This is a genomic window from Paenibacillus sp. Paensp111 (genome assembly GCF_059492195.1).
Genome location: NZ_CP168527.1, coordinates 376,445 through 390,911 on the forward strand (window position 1 = coordinate 376,445; position 14,467 = coordinate 390,911).

The 14,467-nt window shown below is 52.8% G+C and carries 18 protein-coding genes; 17 read left to right on the forward strand and 1 reads right to left on the reverse strand.

The genetic code is table 11. The features are described 5' to 3' along the window. Positions 1–128: 128 nt before the first annotated feature. Positions 129–1,598: a sensor histidine kinase gene (locus ACEN86_RS01895; RefSeq protein WP_495632696.1), complete on the forward strand. Its 1,470-nt coding sequence runs from the start codon at positions 129–131 to the stop codon at positions 1,596–1,598. Here the strand turns inward: ACEN86_RS01895 and ACEN86_RS01900 are convergent. Then, positions 1,567–2,172 (reverse strand): response regulator transcription factor, encoded by a 606-nt coding sequence (locus ACEN86_RS01900; RefSeq protein ID WP_127199204.1) that lies wholly within the window; start codon positions 2,170–2,172, stop codon positions 1,567–1,569. The two genes, ACEN86_RS01895 and ACEN86_RS01900, sit on opposite strands and share 32 nt — an antisense overlap. Before the next feature lie 268 nt (positions 2,173–2,440). Between ACEN86_RS01900 and ACEN86_RS01905 the strand changes: the two genes are divergently transcribed. The 16 genes from ACEN86_RS01905 to ACEN86_RS01980 all read left to right on the forward strand — a co-directional run bounded on the left by ACEN86_RS01905 (position 2,441) and on the right by ACEN86_RS01980 (position 14,440). Continuing rightward, positions 2,441–2,911: a hypothetical protein gene (locus tag ACEN86_RS01905; RefSeq protein WP_495632697.1), complete on the forward strand. Its 471-nt coding sequence runs from the start codon at positions 2,441–2,443 to the stop codon at positions 2,909–2,911. A gap of 1 nt (position 2,912) precedes the next feature. Continuing rightward, positions 2,913–3,968, forward strand: a complete 1,056-nt coding sequence (locus ACEN86_RS01910) for a phage tail sheath subtilisin-like domain-containing protein (RefSeq protein ID WP_495632698.1) — start codon at positions 2,913–2,915, stop codon at positions 3,966–3,968. A gap of 49 nt (positions 3,969–4,017) precedes the next feature. Continuing rightward, complete coding sequence (locus ACEN86_RS01915; protein ID WP_127199201.1) at positions 4,018–4,452, forward strand: phage tail tube protein; 435 nt, start codon at positions 4,018–4,020, stop codon at positions 4,450–4,452. Between the two features lie 66 nt (positions 4,453–4,518). Further along, positions 4,519–4,917: a phage tail assembly chaperone gene (locus tag ACEN86_RS01920; protein WP_127199200.1), complete on the forward strand. Its 399-nt coding sequence runs from the start codon at positions 4,519–4,521 to the stop codon at positions 4,915–4,917. A gap of 26 nt (positions 4,918–4,943) precedes the next feature. Next, positions 4,944–5,102: a hypothetical protein gene (locus tag ACEN86_RS01925; protein WP_221886012.1), complete on the forward strand. Its 159-nt coding sequence runs from the start codon at positions 4,944–4,946 to the stop codon at positions 5,100–5,102. Positions 5,103–5,132: 30 nt separating this feature from the next. Further along, positions 5,133–7,232, forward strand: coding sequence for a phage tail tape measure protein (locus ACEN86_RS01930; RefSeq protein WP_495632699.1), 2,100 nt, complete (start codon positions 5,133–5,135; stop codon positions 7,230–7,232). Further along, entirely contained in the window at positions 7,232–7,891 is a 660-nt protein-coding gene (locus ACEN86_RS01935; protein WP_495632700.1) for a LysM peptidoglycan-binding domain-containing protein, read from the forward strand. Before ACEN86_RS01930 ends, ACEN86_RS01935 begins: the two co-directional genes overlap by 1 nt. Then, entirely contained in the window at positions 7,888–8,898 is a 1,011-nt protein-coding gene (locus ACEN86_RS01940) for an XkdQ/YqbQ family protein (protein ID WP_495632701.1), read from the forward strand. Before ACEN86_RS01935 ends, ACEN86_RS01940 begins: the two co-directional genes overlap by 4 nt. Before the next feature lie 5 nt (positions 8,899–8,903). Then, positions 8,904–9,389, forward strand: a complete 486-nt coding sequence (locus ACEN86_RS01945) for a DUF2577 family protein (RefSeq protein ID WP_495632702.1) — start codon at positions 8,904–8,906, stop codon at positions 9,387–9,389. Beyond that, entirely contained in the window at positions 9,389–9,802 is a 414-nt protein-coding gene (locus tag ACEN86_RS01950; RefSeq protein WP_495632703.1) for a DUF2634 domain-containing protein, read from the forward strand. The genes ACEN86_RS01945 and ACEN86_RS01950 overlap by 1 nt, the downstream gene beginning before the upstream one ends. 2 nt (positions 9,803–9,804) lie before the next feature. Continuing rightward, on the forward strand, positions 9,805–10,866 hold the full coding sequence (locus ACEN86_RS01955) for a baseplate J/gp47 family protein (RefSeq protein ID WP_495632704.1): 1,062 nt from the start codon (positions 9,805–9,807) through the stop codon (positions 10,864–10,866). Then, positions 10,856–11,419, forward strand: a complete 564-nt coding sequence (locus ACEN86_RS01960; protein ID WP_495632705.1) for a YmfQ family protein — start codon at positions 10,856–10,858, stop codon at positions 11,417–11,419. The genes ACEN86_RS01955 and ACEN86_RS01960 overlap by 11 nt, the downstream gene beginning before the upstream one ends. 18 nt (positions 11,420–11,437) lie before the next feature. After that, complete coding sequence (locus ACEN86_RS01965; protein ID WP_495632706.1) at positions 11,438–12,910, forward strand: discoidin domain-containing protein; 1,473 nt, start codon at positions 11,438–11,440, stop codon at positions 12,908–12,910. Further along, positions 12,903–13,343, forward strand: a complete 441-nt coding sequence (locus ACEN86_RS01970; protein WP_495632707.1) for an Ig-like domain-containing protein — start codon at positions 12,903–12,905, stop codon at positions 13,341–13,343. The genes ACEN86_RS01965 and ACEN86_RS01970 overlap by 8 nt, the downstream gene beginning before the upstream one ends. Further along, complete coding sequence (locus ACEN86_RS01975) at positions 13,333–13,668, forward strand: hypothetical protein (protein WP_495632708.1); 336 nt, start codon at positions 13,333–13,335, stop codon at positions 13,666–13,668. Before ACEN86_RS01970 ends, ACEN86_RS01975 begins: the two co-directional genes overlap by 11 nt. 166 nt (positions 13,669–13,834) lie before the next feature. Continuing rightward, positions 13,835–14,440: a pentapeptide repeat-containing protein gene (locus ACEN86_RS01980; protein WP_495632709.1), complete on the forward strand. Its 606-nt coding sequence runs from the start codon at positions 13,835–13,837 to the stop codon at positions 14,438–14,440. Positions 14,441–14,467: the final 27 nt, after the last annotated feature.

Sequence of the window (14,467 nt, forward strand, 5' to 3'; positions counted from 1 at the left end):
ATAATGAGGGTTAATCCATAAGGGATAGTGTCGAATTTACAAGTTAGATCATTGCTGACTTAATAAGGGATATATTGTATGATGAGGGAATTAATGAACTTAGGCGGAAGGGGCTTTGGGAGAGCCGGATGAGAATTATTTATGTTCTTATGTTTCTGTCACTGTGGACGCTTGGAGCTATTATTCTATTGTCCAGAACAAGGAGCAACGTATGGATTGGACTGACCATCCTGCTGGGGAGTTCAGCCAGCTTTGCCTTTGCCATGCATTTGTCGATCATGCCGATGATTCAGGATGCCCAGTGGCTTCATCCTTTTCTAAGTATGCTGCTGTACGTATCTACCGTAATTGCTATGCATATTTACTTCTACGTGCTTCCGTATGTATTTTTCATGGGCGGGCTGTGGTTGAATCAAGGGTTATCCTCTCGCCTGAAGGTGGCCTTATCGCTAGTCCTTCTACCGGGCCCCGTAGCCATGACGGCTATCCATCTGGCTGCAGAGCCGTGGAATAGCTTCAGCTTGGCCTGGTTCAGGTGGTGGGATGGTGTCTATGTGCTGATGGGATGTGTCTGCTATTATCTGGCTTATTTCAAGGAAATGAATCCGGAGCGGAGGCAGAGCCTGAGGCGGGCAATGTTGATTTTCCCTACAGTCATGGTCTGGGCTTATACATCCGATTATGTGAATTTCGATTCCCTGAAGCTTGGAATGTGGTCGTTCGAGCTGGACAGCAACGGTATGTGGCAGGCGAATTTCATCGCCATATTAGGAACGGTTGGATTAATCCTTACATATTCGATTCGCAACGGCTTCCTTGGCATTAAGCTGAGGATCGAGCGTGAACGGCTGGATCACTCCATAAGGACACTAACCATGGGCGTCTCGATTCTGAATCATTCGATTAAGAATGAGATCCAGAAGATCGACTATCTGGCAGAGAAATGCAGCACCTTGATCCGGTCCGGCCAGGCCGAGAAGGCAGCCAGCACGATTGATCAGGTACATCATTTAACCGGACATCTGCTTCACATGGTGAACCGAATTAAGGAGAAGGCCGAAGACGTAGTCCTTGACGAAGATCTGCACGATGTTCGATCGTTGGTGGAATCGGTTATGGACTCGGCTAGAACGTTAACGGAGAATAGGCCGGTGGAGCTATCTGCCAGATATGAGGCGGAGGGAACGCTGAAGTGTGATGCTGTCCATATTAGAGAGACGCTGTCGAATCTGATTCGTAACGCACTGGATGCCATGCCGGATAGCGGCGGGGAAATTACACTGAGAACCGCTGCGACAAGGAAAGGGTTCAGGATAGAGGTCAGGGACAATGGTGCCGGAATCCCCAAGGAGCATTTAAGCAAAATATTTGAACCCTTCTTCACGACCAAAAAGAATGCGCTTAACTACGGTCTGGGGCTCTCTTATTGTTCAAGTGTGATGTCAAAGCACGGCGGCAAAATGATGGCAGCCGCAAATGAATACGGGGCAGGTGTTACGCTGACGCTGCACTTTCCCGCGTTCAAGTTCAGGCCGCTGGCCAAAGACGCCAGGCTGACCCGGGAGGCTAGCAGTCTGGATCATCCCCATCCATCCTGAAATGAGTCAGCTTATTCTTGATGCTCCTTAGCTGCGATTTGATTGTATTCGTGGACTTGTGAAGCTGTTCCGAGATTTGACGCTTGCTAAGCCCGTTCTTGCGGAGATCGAACACCTCGCGTTCCGAGGAAGTGAGCTCCATCAGCTGAACCTCACTGCGCATAATACGAGCAGCGTCGGAATGGATGGCGGCTCGGCCAAGGTGGGCTTCACGAATGGCGTGAAGCATGTCTTGAAGACTGGATTTGTTGATATAATTCAGCGCGCCGAGCCGGAAGGACTTCATGACAACCTCAGCATCTGTAATGGATGTGAGCATGATAATCTTGACCTGCTCCCTGCCGGGCAGACGAAGGATCTGTTCGACGGCTTCCAGGCCGTCGAGGTTATTCTCACTTAAGTTAATATCCATCAGAATAATATCAAGCTCATACTTGGAAGCCATATCAATGGCTTCTTTTTTTGTTGCGGCAATCGCTTTTACCTCAATATCGGGCTCGTCTGCCAAATCTGCACTGATATTCTCCCGCCAGAACGGGTCATCGTCTACAAGCATGATCCGGATAACACTCACTTCACAATCCTCCCAGCTGCTGCTTACCAGATACTTACAAGTTACATCCAGTATAACAATAGGCCTAGGCTTCGCGATAGGGTGAAAAGTTATCACCCCTGGTTAAGAAAGTTCATCCTCCCCAGACCCGGAAATTGGGCTCTATAATTCGTATTGCAGCGGCGGCAGCTTAGGCCGTATGTGTATGAACGGTTGAGAGGGGGAAGTAAAGTTCCGCCTGATGTGTCATGGGCAGCAGCCGGAAAACAGTTCTAAAGGGGTGAAGTTAGTGTCACTTGCCGATGAGGTGCAGGGTATTGCCGATGTAATCAAATCCAGGTTCCCGGATACGCTCGTTCATTCCTATCAGGAGCCTATCCCTGCGGAGAGGAAGAACGGCCAGTTCGTCATTATCCTGAAGCAGGATATTCGCCGGAGCGAAAGCCTCTCCCAGACATCGACGCAGCGGCAGTACAGCGTAATCGGTTATGGAGAGGATGTACAGCAGGCGGTTAGCCGTATGGAAGCGTTAAGCCGGTTCATGATGAATGAGCAGGGCTCTGGCTTAATTCCAGCTGCGGGAAGAGCGCTCAAGATTGAATCCTTCTCCTTCGATGGAGCGGAGCAAATGGAGAGCGGCCTCCAGAGATGCACTGCGGTGCTTCAATTGCAGTACCGGGAGCCGGTGGTAACTGAGGAGTTCACGAAGATGAGCCATATAAGAGTTAGAACAGAATACAATTCGAAAGGTGGTCATTAATATGGGTGGAACATGGGATCCGATTACTCTGCCGGTTCGGCCGGGTCTTTATATTAATTTTGTGGAGGCAGCCGCAGCTCAGATCAAGGGCGGAACCAGAGGTACGGTTGCACTTCCGCTGTTCCAGTACGGTACAGCCGAAGCTGGTCAGTTCTATACGATTGAGAAAGAAGCCGAGGCAGCGAGTCTGTTCGGTCTGGCTAATGTAACGGCGATTCGTCTCATCTTGCAGGGCGGCGCTAAGGAAGTTCTGGTGTATACGGTTCCGGCATCACCGGCCAAAGCCAAGAGTGATGCTGAGGTCTACCTGGCACTTAGGGACGCATTCGAGTCACGCAGCTTTAATGTGTTTGTCTTTCCAGGGGAACTTACGGCAGAGGAGCAGGACAATACACGGAACTGGTGTATTCGCAACCGCGGGGAAGGGAAGCACTTCCTGACGGTATTTGGGGGTTCGGCCGAGGAGGATCTGAATCCTGAGCTCGGAAACGCGCGGACAGATCGGCTGGCAGATGACTATGCGGTTAACTTGATTACCGGCGCCAGAATTAACGGAGAGGCTTACAGCTCAGCCCAGTATGCTCCATACATTGCCGGTCTCATTGCGGGAACAGGCATTAATAAGTCTATTACTTATACTCCGGTCCGTGCTACGGATGTGATGAAGCGGCTGAAGAACAGCGAAATTAATAACGCACTCAAGAAAGGCTCGCTGGTGCTTGTCCATGACGGGGAGAAAGTGAAGGTGGAGCAGGGGCTTGTGACCAGCAAAAAGAAGATTCGTGCGATCCGTGCAAGGCAGGCGGTGGCTACAGATATTCCAAAGGCGGCTGCAGATTCCTACATAGGCAAGCTTGATAACAATGCGGATGGCCAGGCGGCCCTGATTGCCGCTGTCAAAGCTTACCTGGAGCGCCTTGAACTGAACAATGTGCTTACCAATATCGTGGTCGGGCTTGACCCTGACCGCAGATCCGAAGGCGACAGCGTCTTCTTGTTAATCAGCTTCACCGAGATTGACAGCATGGAGCGGATTTTCCTGACCATCAAGGTGTAATGCCCGAGTTAGTTCCAAATCATCAGAACATTATTAGGAGGGATTTGTCTTGCTGGATGCAACCCGTGTAATCAATGGAACTTATGGATATGTGTATCACAACGGACAATGGCTGACCAATATCAAGACGGCTGAAGCCAATGTGGAAATCACGAAGGAGGAGATCAAGCGATCCGGGACCCGCTGGACAGCGCACAAAGTAACCGGACTGAGCGGAACCGGCACGATCTCCGGGTATAAAGTGACTTCGGAATTCGTAGAGCTTATCGGCCAGGTAGCCGATGATTCCAAGGGCACATTCATCACGGAACTGATTCTGAAGCTCGAAGACCCAGAATCTTACGGAGCTTACCGTGTGCGTCTGAAAGGGGTTATGTTCGACAAAATCCCGCTCGTGCATTTTGAGGTAGGTTCACTTGTGGAGGAGGAGCTTCCCTTCAACTTCACCGGGTATGAACTGCTCGATGTCATTCATGCCGAGTAAGGCTGTTTCCTTCGCAATTTTTTCAAAAAAGCTCAATCCATTCTAGATCAAGGAGATGTATACATTATGGCAGTTACAGATACAAGACAGAGCGCGGTGCTTCACGCCCTGCTTAGCATTGACAGCAAGCCCCAGAGGGATATTCCTATGAAGCGGCTTGGGGTGGATTTTCAAATTCAGGCGCTGGATGGCAAGACCATCAACCGGATTCAGGAGCAGTGCACGCATTATACAGGCAAAGGTCCGAAGAGGGAGAAGGTGCTGGATGAGGAGCAGTTCGGTGCCCTTGTGATCCAGAAGGCATGTCTCATTCCCGATTGGACCGCCAAGGAGCTGATTGAGAAGTACGGAACACCTACAGAGGCGATTCTCGGTCTGCTGCTGGCTGGGGAAATTGCCAAGTTATCCACGGAGATTCTGGAGATCAGCGGCTTTGACAGCGACGATGAAGAAATAAAAAACTGATCAAGGCGGGCGGCGAGGCCTTCCTGGTGCATCTCATCTTTCAGCGGCATCATATTCCGCCCGATGAGGTGTACAACAAGGATGAAGGAACCAAGCGCTTCATGTACGCGTCCATGCTGCTTCAACTGGAAGAAGAGGAGAAGGCGCGAAAGGCAGAGAGGCAGGCCGCCCGCAGAGGAGGCTAGCAGGCCGGATCAGCGAGGAGGTGAAGAATCTTGAGCAACAACCTATCGAGCGCGGAAAAGCTGAGTAAGCTGCTTGAGAAAATAACACAAATGACCGCGAATCTGTCCAAGCCGGCCGTGTACACCAAGATCAGTGAAGGCTGGCAGAAGGCCGCAAAAGGGCCCGTCCTTGCGGCTGCCATGCAGCTGGAGATGGCACGCGGTGGCAGAAATGCCGTCAAGAAAGCCTACGCCGTGCGAGCCGAAGCGGCCAAGCAGGAAGCGGCCAAAGCGGCCAAGGCCGCAGCGGAGCAGGCCGAGGCGATTGAAGCGGCTTCGATGAAAGCCGCTATTGCTGCGGCGGCTGCCGGCAAGGGCCGGAAGGCCAAGCGCAAGCTTGAACGGCTGCAGGCGATGCAGGAAGCGAAGGAGAAGGTTAGCGCCGCAGCCAAGGCGGCCCAGGCCGCGGCGGCACAGCCTGGCGGAGGGACAACTGCTGCCCCGGAGAAGAAGGGGCTGATGGAGCGGCTGAGGAGCCAGTTCACCCGTCAGCCGGTCAGCATTCGTGATCGGATCAAGACCAAATTTGATAATCCGCCAGGTGCGCTGCAGCGCGGGTACAGAAGGCTGCGCAAGCCGCTGGGCGATGACCCGATCCATGTCGCCATGGAGAAGAACAAGGGGGCGGTCTCGGCCATTACCGGGACGGCCAGCAGCTTGTTCACCCTGGTCAAGGATCAGTCCATAGAAGCTGCCAAGAAGTACAGCGAAGCTTTTGGGGTGCTTCGCTCAACCTCGGGCGCAGCGGCTATGGACATGGAAGTGCTTGTCGGGTCCTTCAAGAAGGTGGGAGGACAGGTACCGCAAAGCCTCACCGAGGTGGGCAAAGCGATGGGGATTCTGAACCGGGACACAGGACTGACCGGTCAGAAGCTTGAGGATATGACCAAGACGCTGCTGGATGCTTCCCGTCTTACCGGTACGGACAGTGCCGCGGCGGCAGACTCCGCCGCCAAAGCGATGGGAGTATGGGGAATTGCAACGGATGGCAGCAAGCAGATGATGGAGAAGTTCTTTGCGGCGAGCCGTGCGGGTGAAGTCTCCATGGGTGATCTGATGAAGCGGATGGGTCAGGCGAGCGATCCGATGAAGCAGATGGGGTTTGGGTTCGACCAGACGATGGTCCTGATGGCGAAGTGGCAGAAGGAAGGGATTACCCCGATTGAAGATGCCATGAAGAAGGGCTTTCCTACCGGCGGGATTACGGAGGTTGCGAATCAAATCCGCAGCGCGGCTACGGAGGCCGACGCCGCCAGAATAGCAACCGAGAGCTTTGGAAGCAAGGTCAGCGGCGATCTGGTCACCGCCCTTCGAGGCGGTCAGGTAGAGTTCAAAGGAATAGCGGACGCCATGGGCGCGTCCGAGGGCGGCATACTCAAGCACTCCAAATCGGTGGAGAGCTTCGGCGACCGGTTCGCCACACTTCAGAACCGGATTACCTTGGCTCTGGCCCCGCTTGGCGAGGCGTTGATGCCGTTCGGTGAAGCCATGGTCAGCGTGATGGAGTTCATCACGAACCAGGCAGATATTCTTGTCCCTGCCATCACCGGCATGGCGGCGGTACTGATCGGCTTGTTCGCGCCAGCTTTGTGGGCCTCGGCTGTGGCGGGGTGGGCTGCGGTTGCGCCTTTCCTGCCTATCATAGCTGTAGTCGCCCTGGTGGGTGCCGCGATTGCGGGGCTGGCCTACCTGTTCAAGTACCATATGCAGACCATTCTGGATTTGGTAGAGACCGTATCTACGGCGGTATCCTCCTTCTTCGGCGACCTGTTCGGCAGTGACAAGAATCTGTCAGCGACCGTACAGGTGCAGGGCAATGTCGCGGCACAGGCGACCGCAGGCAGTGCGCCGCTTCAGAATCGCTATCATGGGCTGGATTATGTTCCTTATGACGGCATGCAGGCCAGGCTGCATAAGGGTGAGCGCATTATGACCGCCAGCGAGAACCGAGCGTTCTCTGCTGCTGGATCTGGTGGAAGCTCCATTTCAATCACTGGCAATACGTTCAATGTCCGTCAGGATTCCGATATTGATGCCATTGCAAGAGCTCTTGCCCGTGAGATCAAAAGTGCGGGAGGATTGATGGCCTGATGGCTTCACTGGAATTCTGGTTATCTACACTGGATATGAAGGAGTGGCTGTGGCTGCCCGTTAACCCGGAGCAGCTCTCGGTCAAGAGCTCCCATGCTTATGAAGATGTGAAGGTGACCCAGCTTGGGGAGTACACCATTATTGGAGAGGCCGAACTCAAGATATACTCGTTCGCTTCCTTCTTCCCCCGTGACTATCATCCCGGCTATTGCGAGTATGAGGATCTCATGAGTCCGTGGAAGACAGTGGAGCTAATTGAGGGCTGGATGGCTGCGCGCAGACCGATCCGCCTTAGTATTACGGGAACTGAGATCAAGAAGCAGGTGACCATCAGGTCGTTCCAATATAGTGAGCGCGCTGGGAGTCCAGGCGATGTGTATTATGAGCTTGAACTGAAGCAGTATGAAGAAGTCCAGTTCCGGCAGATCGAGAAAAGCGGGGCTGGCAGTGCCGTAGTGGCTGAGGGCAATCCCCGCCCGGACTCCAGGATTCCGCCCAAGGCTTATGTCGTTATTCCCGGTGATACGCTGTGGAAGATCGCCCAGCGGACACTCGGGAAGGGTGACCGCTGGAGCGAAATTTACAGCTTGAATCAACTCACGATCGGGAAGAACCCGAATTCGCTCTACCCGGGTCAGAAGCTGGTGATTCCATCATGAACTGGAGTGTTGTCTACATCGAATCCGGGGTTCAGACTTTCCTTGACCCGATAGTCAAGTCAGTTCAATGGTCCGGGGACAGCAAGCAGGCTTCCCGTAAGCTGGTCGTTGAGCTGTCGAATACAGCGGATATGCGCAGCCGGCTTCAGCTGCCAGAGAAGGGAAATGAGCTGCGGCTGATGATGGGCGAGAAGAAGGAGCTGTTTCGCGGCGTTATTTTTGCAGATTCGATCGATGCGGAGGGGCAAATGTCGCTGACGGCCTATGATGAGAATATTTATTTGACGAAGAACAAAGACACGAAGATCTTCCGCAGTATGAAGGCATCCGACGTGGTCAGGAAGCTGTGCAGCGAGTTCTCTGTAGATATGGGCGAGATCAAGGATACCGGATTTGTAATCCCGAAGCTCGTATTTCGTGACAAGACCTTGTTCGAAATGATGGTGATGGCCCTCACGGAGACCCGCAAGCAGACAGGGGAGCAGTTCTATCTGACTTCCCGGGAAGGCAAGCTGCATCTCCTCCCCCGCAAGGAGCAGGAAGTGAAGTGGGTGCTTGAGAACGGCGTCAACATCCTGGGTGCCAGCTACTCCCAATCGATTGAAGAGATGAAGACACAGATCAAGGTAGCCGGTGGGGACAATAAGAAGAAGGAAATGACAGCAAGTGCCAAGGATGCAGAGCTGATCCAGCGCTTCGGCATTATGCAGCATTTAGAGAAGCCGGATCAGAGTATGACAAGGTCCCAAATGGAGCAGCGTGCCAAGCAGCTGCTGAAGGAGATGGGCACCATTGACGATGAGGCCCATATCGAGTGTCTGGGCATCGATGAGGTGGTGTCGGGTTCAGCGGTATACGTCAAGGAATCCATGACCGGGATTCTTGGCGGCTACTATGTATCTTCGGACGATCATTCCTTTGAGGGCGGAACTCACAAGATGTCGCTGACCCTGTCGGCTGCGGACGAACTGCCCAAGATGGAATACAAGGAGACTAAGGAGGCCTAGCCCATATGGAGAGAATTGAAGGTTCCGGAGCAAGCCAGCTGGTCCAGTTAATCCGGGCGATCGGGTACAACTCGGATGTCTCCATAGAGCTGGCGACGGTTACGAGCGCGCCTCCAGAGCTCAAGATCAAGGTGGATCATATGAACGTGGAATTGGAAAAAGACGACCTGATCGTTGCCCAGTCGCTTACCAAGCACAAACGCACGATCAATCTGAAGAGCAGCGGAGGAACGAAGATCTCCGCCAGCAGCCCGCCCTTACCGGCTCCGCCGACAGGTCTGAAGGTGGGGGTGACCATGGTGCAGATGCCCCCTGGGCCGCATGATCACCCCTTGTCATTCACCAGTCTCGACTTATCGGATGCGGATCAGACGGTGGAGGAAGCCGAGCTTGAGTTCGTGGATGAACTGAAGAAGGATGACCGGGTGCTGGTTGCCGGAATTCAGCAGGGGCAGTTCTATATTATTTTGGACCGGGCGGTGATGTACTAATGGCTCTATCTCCGCTGAGGAAGCAGGAAGAGAGATTTGTTCTGTTGAAGCCGCAGCCGCGAGCCTCGCGGACCTACGCCCTTGATTTCGATTCTGGAGAGATTACAGGGCGAATGATAGAGGGAATGGAAGCTCTGCGACAATATATCCGTAAGGCCATTATCACCGCACGTTACCGGTATCTTATCTATAACGGTCAATACGGTTGTGAGCTGGATAGCCTGCTGGGCCAGGACATTTCCCAGGAGCTCCTGAAGAGCGAGATCACAAGAGTAATTACCGAAGCGCTAAGCTATGATGACCGGATTGAGGGGGTTAGCCGCTTTCAGGTCGTCCGTAAGGCGGATGAGCTCCACGTGACTTTTATGGTGCAGACAAGTGAAGGCCTGATCGAACAGGAGGTGAAGATTTAGCCATGTATGAGAAAGAGACTCAATCTGCCATTTTGCAGCGGATGCTCGCCCAGATCCCGGATGATATTGATAAACGCCAAGGGGCGGTCACTTATGATCTGCTCGCTCCAGCGGCGATTGAAATGGCTCACGCCTACATAGAGCTGGACAATGTACTTCGGTTCGGATTTGCCGGACCTCAGCAGCCGTCAGAATATCTGGAGCTTAGAGCTCAAGAATTCGGGCTGGCCCGGCGTCCCAGTGTGAGAGCTCAGGGAATGCTTGAGTTCAGTGGAGATAACGATATAACGGTTCCAGCTGGAACGGTGGTCTCCACCGACCAAGAGGAGCCGGTGAGCTTCGTGACTACGGAAGCCGGAAAGATTCAATCGGGTACTCTGCAGGTCCATGCAGAGGCTGTATTGGGAGGAAGCAGAGGCAACGTGGCCGCACGCCAGATTAAGCTGGTGCTCGGCAATCTTTCGGGGATCGTGAATGTAACGAATACGGAGGCCTTCATCAACGGGGCTGATCTGGAGTCGGATGAATCGCTGCTCGGGAGATATCTCGACAGAGTGAGAAGACCGGCGACCAGCGGGAATGTCTGGCATTACCGGCAGTGGGCGCTTGAGGTGCCGGGAGTCGGGGATGTGAAGGTGTTCCCCGTCTGGAAGGGGAACGGGACGGTGAAGCTTGCTCTTCTATCCGACGACAAACGGGCACCGAAGCCTCCTATTATAGAGAACGTCCGGGTGGCCGTCGAAGAGCGCAGACCGGTTGGAGCCAAGGTTACAGTATCTCCTGCTGTTGAGATTCCGATCGAGGTAGTCGCCAAGGTGACTCTTGCTGGTGGAGCCTCGCTTGCGGAGATTAAAGAGTTGTTTCTTAAGGAACTGACTGAATATCTGGCCGATTTGGCATTTCAGGAGTCGACTGTACGCTATAATCGGATCCTTGGCTTATTGCTGAATATTGAGACGGTTATTGATTTTGATGATTTGACCCTCAATGGCGAGCCCGGAAATCTTCACATGGAAGAAGACCAGGTTGCTGTGCCCGGGGCGGTGAACTTTATTGTTACGTAATATTGAGCTAGACATGCACGATTATCTTCCGAAGTATTATTCGGATTCCAGGATTGTGGATCATCTGCTCGGAAGGGAATCGGCCGAATTAATCCGCTATCACGAGCAGGTACAGGATGTGCTTAACCAGTTCTTTGTGGATACAGCCACCTGGGGTCTGGCGAAATGGGAAGAGATTTGCGGGATTCCTGTTCAGGAGAGCAAGCCGAACGACCAGCGGCGTTCCCTGATCAAGTCCAAACTGCGCGGATCTGGTACGGTAACCGTAGCCGGGATCAAAACGGTGGTTGATTCGTTCCAGAACGGGGAAGTCGAGGTTAAGGAGAATTTTGCCGACTACGAAGTCGTCATTACATTCATTGGCAGAAGAGGCGTTCCGCCCAACCTGAATGATGTGAAAGCGGCCGTCCGCGAGATCGTGCCCGCCCATCTGAATGTGAAGTACCAGTTCACCTATCTACGGTGGGAAGAGCTCGATAAGGCGGAACTCACATGGGACGAATTGGAGGCGCTGCATAAGAATTGGGATCAGTTGGAGGTATGGAAGCTATAGGAAAGGGAGTGACGATGGATGGGAAATTTGCCAACAGGGCTTAAGACATTTGAAGCTACAGATACGGTTAGGCGGTTAGCACAAAATGAGAATATCCAGGCTATAGATGCCTTGTTCAGTGATACCAAAGGGCACCGTCATACCGGGAAGCCGGGTGATGCGCCCCAGATCGGCAAGGAAGGGATTGCTTCTGGAGCAGTCACCAGCGAGAAAGTAGCGGCGGGTGCCATCCTTGGCGACAAGATCGCGAAGAGCTCAATCGAGCGCCAGCATCTGCGTTCGGGAGGCCTTAGTTCTAACATAGCCAGATATAAGTCAGTTACGATAACCGGAGGTGAACTCACAGGGGTTCCGACGACACCCTATACGTTCCAGTGGGGCAGCAAGGGGGATAATCATCTGTGGTCGCTTCCCAAAGAGGCCGTTCTCCCCCAGTCCATTACAATCTTCTTGGGCAAACGGCATATCCAGGTAGAGGGCATGTCCTTCGGCTCTTGGGTTGGCTCGGATCTGAGCACAATGCCCAAAGGATTTACGATCGAGGTCAGTAACGATGCAGCGACCTGGACCCCGGTATTTACGTTCGGGGGAGGCATGTATGAGCCGTTTAGCGTGATTCCTTTTAATCAAAGCCAGGATGCAACCTATGTAAGGCTGACGGTTACGGCCCATGCGGTATCAACAAGAACGGTCATTTCCTGTCTGGCTGTCTACAGCAGATATCACGGCCAGGCTGATGGGGATGCACTTGAGGATATACGTCCTTGGGGAGTGAATGCGAGGCTTCAAGGACTGAGTATTATGGCCGAAGGCAATGTGACCGACAACGGAGCCGGTGTGCTTACACTTGAGAGGGAAATCATCGTGATGAACGGACCTGCGGGGACTTATTTTCGCGTAAAAGCCGGCACGTACCAGATTCCAGACTGGGGTTATCTTTATGTAGATATCCCTTATGAACATGCGGTTACTGTGCAGCCCTCGGTCGGCCGGTGGAACGAAGGCCTGCGGAATTATGACAACAAGGACCGGTTAGTTCTGGCCCAGCGTAACGGGAACAAGACCATTTATCTGAATGCCTCGATCCAGTCCAGATTATCAGGGGACCTGCCGCAGGCCGAGAAGGTGAACGGGATTTCCCTGCGGGTGGATAACGGGAACTTTCAGTTCAATGACGGATTGGGGTGGAGAGGTGTGGGGATCAAGAAAGTACAGCGGGGAAGAGGATTTCTTCGTGCAGATAGCAGCACAGGGGAATATACCAACTACAGGGAAATTATCATTGATGCCGTGGATATGAACAAAACATTTATTAACGTGCATTTTACCGGGTTTCAATCAAGACCTGAATGGGGCAGTACTCGTCTGGAATATACAGAGACGGATCTGGTCGCGGAGCTGGTGTCTTCTAACAAACTAACCGTGCAATCCACGCTCAGCTTCCCGTTTGCATATAACTCATACGCATGGGAGGTTATCGAATTTGCCTAACTATTATGCTCAAATAGACGCTAAGGGAAGAGTAGAGGGGCTAAGTGAGTTGTCCGGGGAAGTTCTGTCGGAGCTGCTGATCCCGATTGATGAGGAGTCCTATAAGAATCCTAGCCTGATGTTCACCCGTTATGTTCATGGTGCCTTTGAGGGGGTACATTCGGATATCAAGGCGGATAAAACTACGATTACCGGAGACGGCAAGGATGTGTTAACCCTGCAGATTGTAGTGTCTGACTGGAAGGGTCAACTCCTGCGCGATTATAACGAACCCATTCTTGTTGAAGTTAGTGGAATCCAGCAGCAGGTGAAATGTTCGGATGGCGCAGCCGAAATTACGATTACAAGTGAAGAGCCAGGCGAGTTCCGTGTCAGAACCTTGGGGCTGGACCGCAATGCCGAGATGAAGGTGGTGGTGAATAGTGGGAACTAAGAAGGATAGCTCGCTGAAAGCGACCATCTCCTCAGAGAATAAGCCGGGTACAGAAGAGCAGGCGGAAGAGCTTGCGTCATCTAAAGTATTGAAATCCCCGCTTCCTGCCAAGAAGCCTAGATCAGGTGCGAACCACTTCCATATAGCCGCAGATCCTTTGCGGGTCAAGTCTGAAGAGATCTGGCTTCGGCAGTCGAAGCGCACCCAGGGCTTGCAGGCAACAGAAGTCTCCAATCAGGTTCTCTATGAGATGCTCTCGGATATCCTGGATAATCAGGCGATTCTGGAAGCCAAGCTTCAGAGGATGATGGGAACTAGAGGCTGAAGGGTGATATCATTGTAATGGCTTGGCCTATGGGGCCAGGTCTTTTTTGTTGTTACATAGGGCATATCTCAAAATGCATTAATAGGCAGAATATGTAGTCTATTACCTATACATTAGCGGGTTGCGGTACACTAGAGGTAGCGGAATTAAGACAGGAGGATAGGCGATGTATCAATACACTGATCAAGAGTTTAACGAGGTAGACTTCAGCCGGACGGATCAAAGAGACGGGGAACTGACCCGGTGCACCTTCGTGCGCTGCCGGTTCATCGGAACTTCGCTGGAGGAGACTACCACGGCGGGCTGCCGTTTTATAGAATGTGACTTTACTGCCGCGCATCTGAATGCGTCGATACATACGGAGTCGGCATTTGAGAACTGCATCTTCCATGATGCTAACCTGTTTGTATCGAAATTCACCGAGTGTAAAATGACGGGCTCCGACTTCACCAAAGCCCAGCTGGATGGAATCACGATCTATAAAGGAGACTGGTCCTATACCAATCTCAGATTTGCCGGTCTGACCAAGCAGGACCTGCGGGGTGTTCGTCTGATTGAAGCCGACCTTACAGGTGCAAATCTGGAGAAGGTGGATCTTAGAAAGGCGGAGCTGACCCGGGCGCAATTCGCCAAGGCGAAGCTGAAGGGAGCCGATCTGCGCGGAGCGGAGATGGACGGAGTCGATTTCAGGTCTTTTTCCGTGGAGGGAGCCAGGATGGATGGGAATCAGGCCGTGTCCTTCATGCGGGCTTTCGGGGCGAAAGTAGACTAGGGGCTCGTCACAAATAAAGCACCACCC

Coding starts and splice junctions, on each gene's coding strand:
- ACEN86_RS01895 (WP_495632696.1), top strand. CDS start 129: ATGAGAATTATTTATGTTCTTATGTTTCTGTCACTGTGGACGCTTGGA.
- ACEN86_RS01910 (WP_495632698.1), top strand. CDS start 2,913: ATGGGTGGAACATGGGATCCGATTACTCTGCCGGTTCGGCCGGGTCTT.
- ACEN86_RS01920 (WP_127199200.1), top strand. CDS start 4,519: ATGGCAGTTACAGATACAAGACAGAGCGCGGTGCTTCACGCCCTGCTT.
- ACEN86_RS01935 (WP_495632700.1), top strand. CDS start 7,232: ATGGCTTCACTGGAATTCTGGTTATCTACACTGGATATGAAGGAGTGG.
- ACEN86_RS01940 (WP_495632701.1), top strand. CDS start 7,888: ATGAACTGGAGTGTTGTCTACATCGAATCCGGGGTTCAGACTTTCCTT.
- ACEN86_RS01945 (WP_495632702.1), top strand. CDS start 8,904: ATGGAGAGAATTGAAGGTTCCGGAGCAAGCCAGCTGGTCCAGTTAATC.
- ACEN86_RS01950 (WP_495632703.1), top strand. CDS start 9,389: ATGGCTCTATCTCCGCTGAGGAAGCAGGAAGAGAGATTTGTTCTGTTG.
- ACEN86_RS01955 (WP_495632704.1), top strand. CDS start 9,805: ATGTATGAGAAAGAGACTCAATCTGCCATTTTGCAGCGGATGCTCGCC.
- ACEN86_RS01965 (WP_495632706.1), top strand. CDS start 11,438: ATGGGAAATTTGCCAACAGGGCTTAAGACATTTGAAGCTACAGATACG.
- ACEN86_RS01980 (WP_495632709.1), top strand. CDS start 13,835: ATGTATCAATACACTGATCAAGAGTTTAACGAGGTAGACTTCAGCCGG.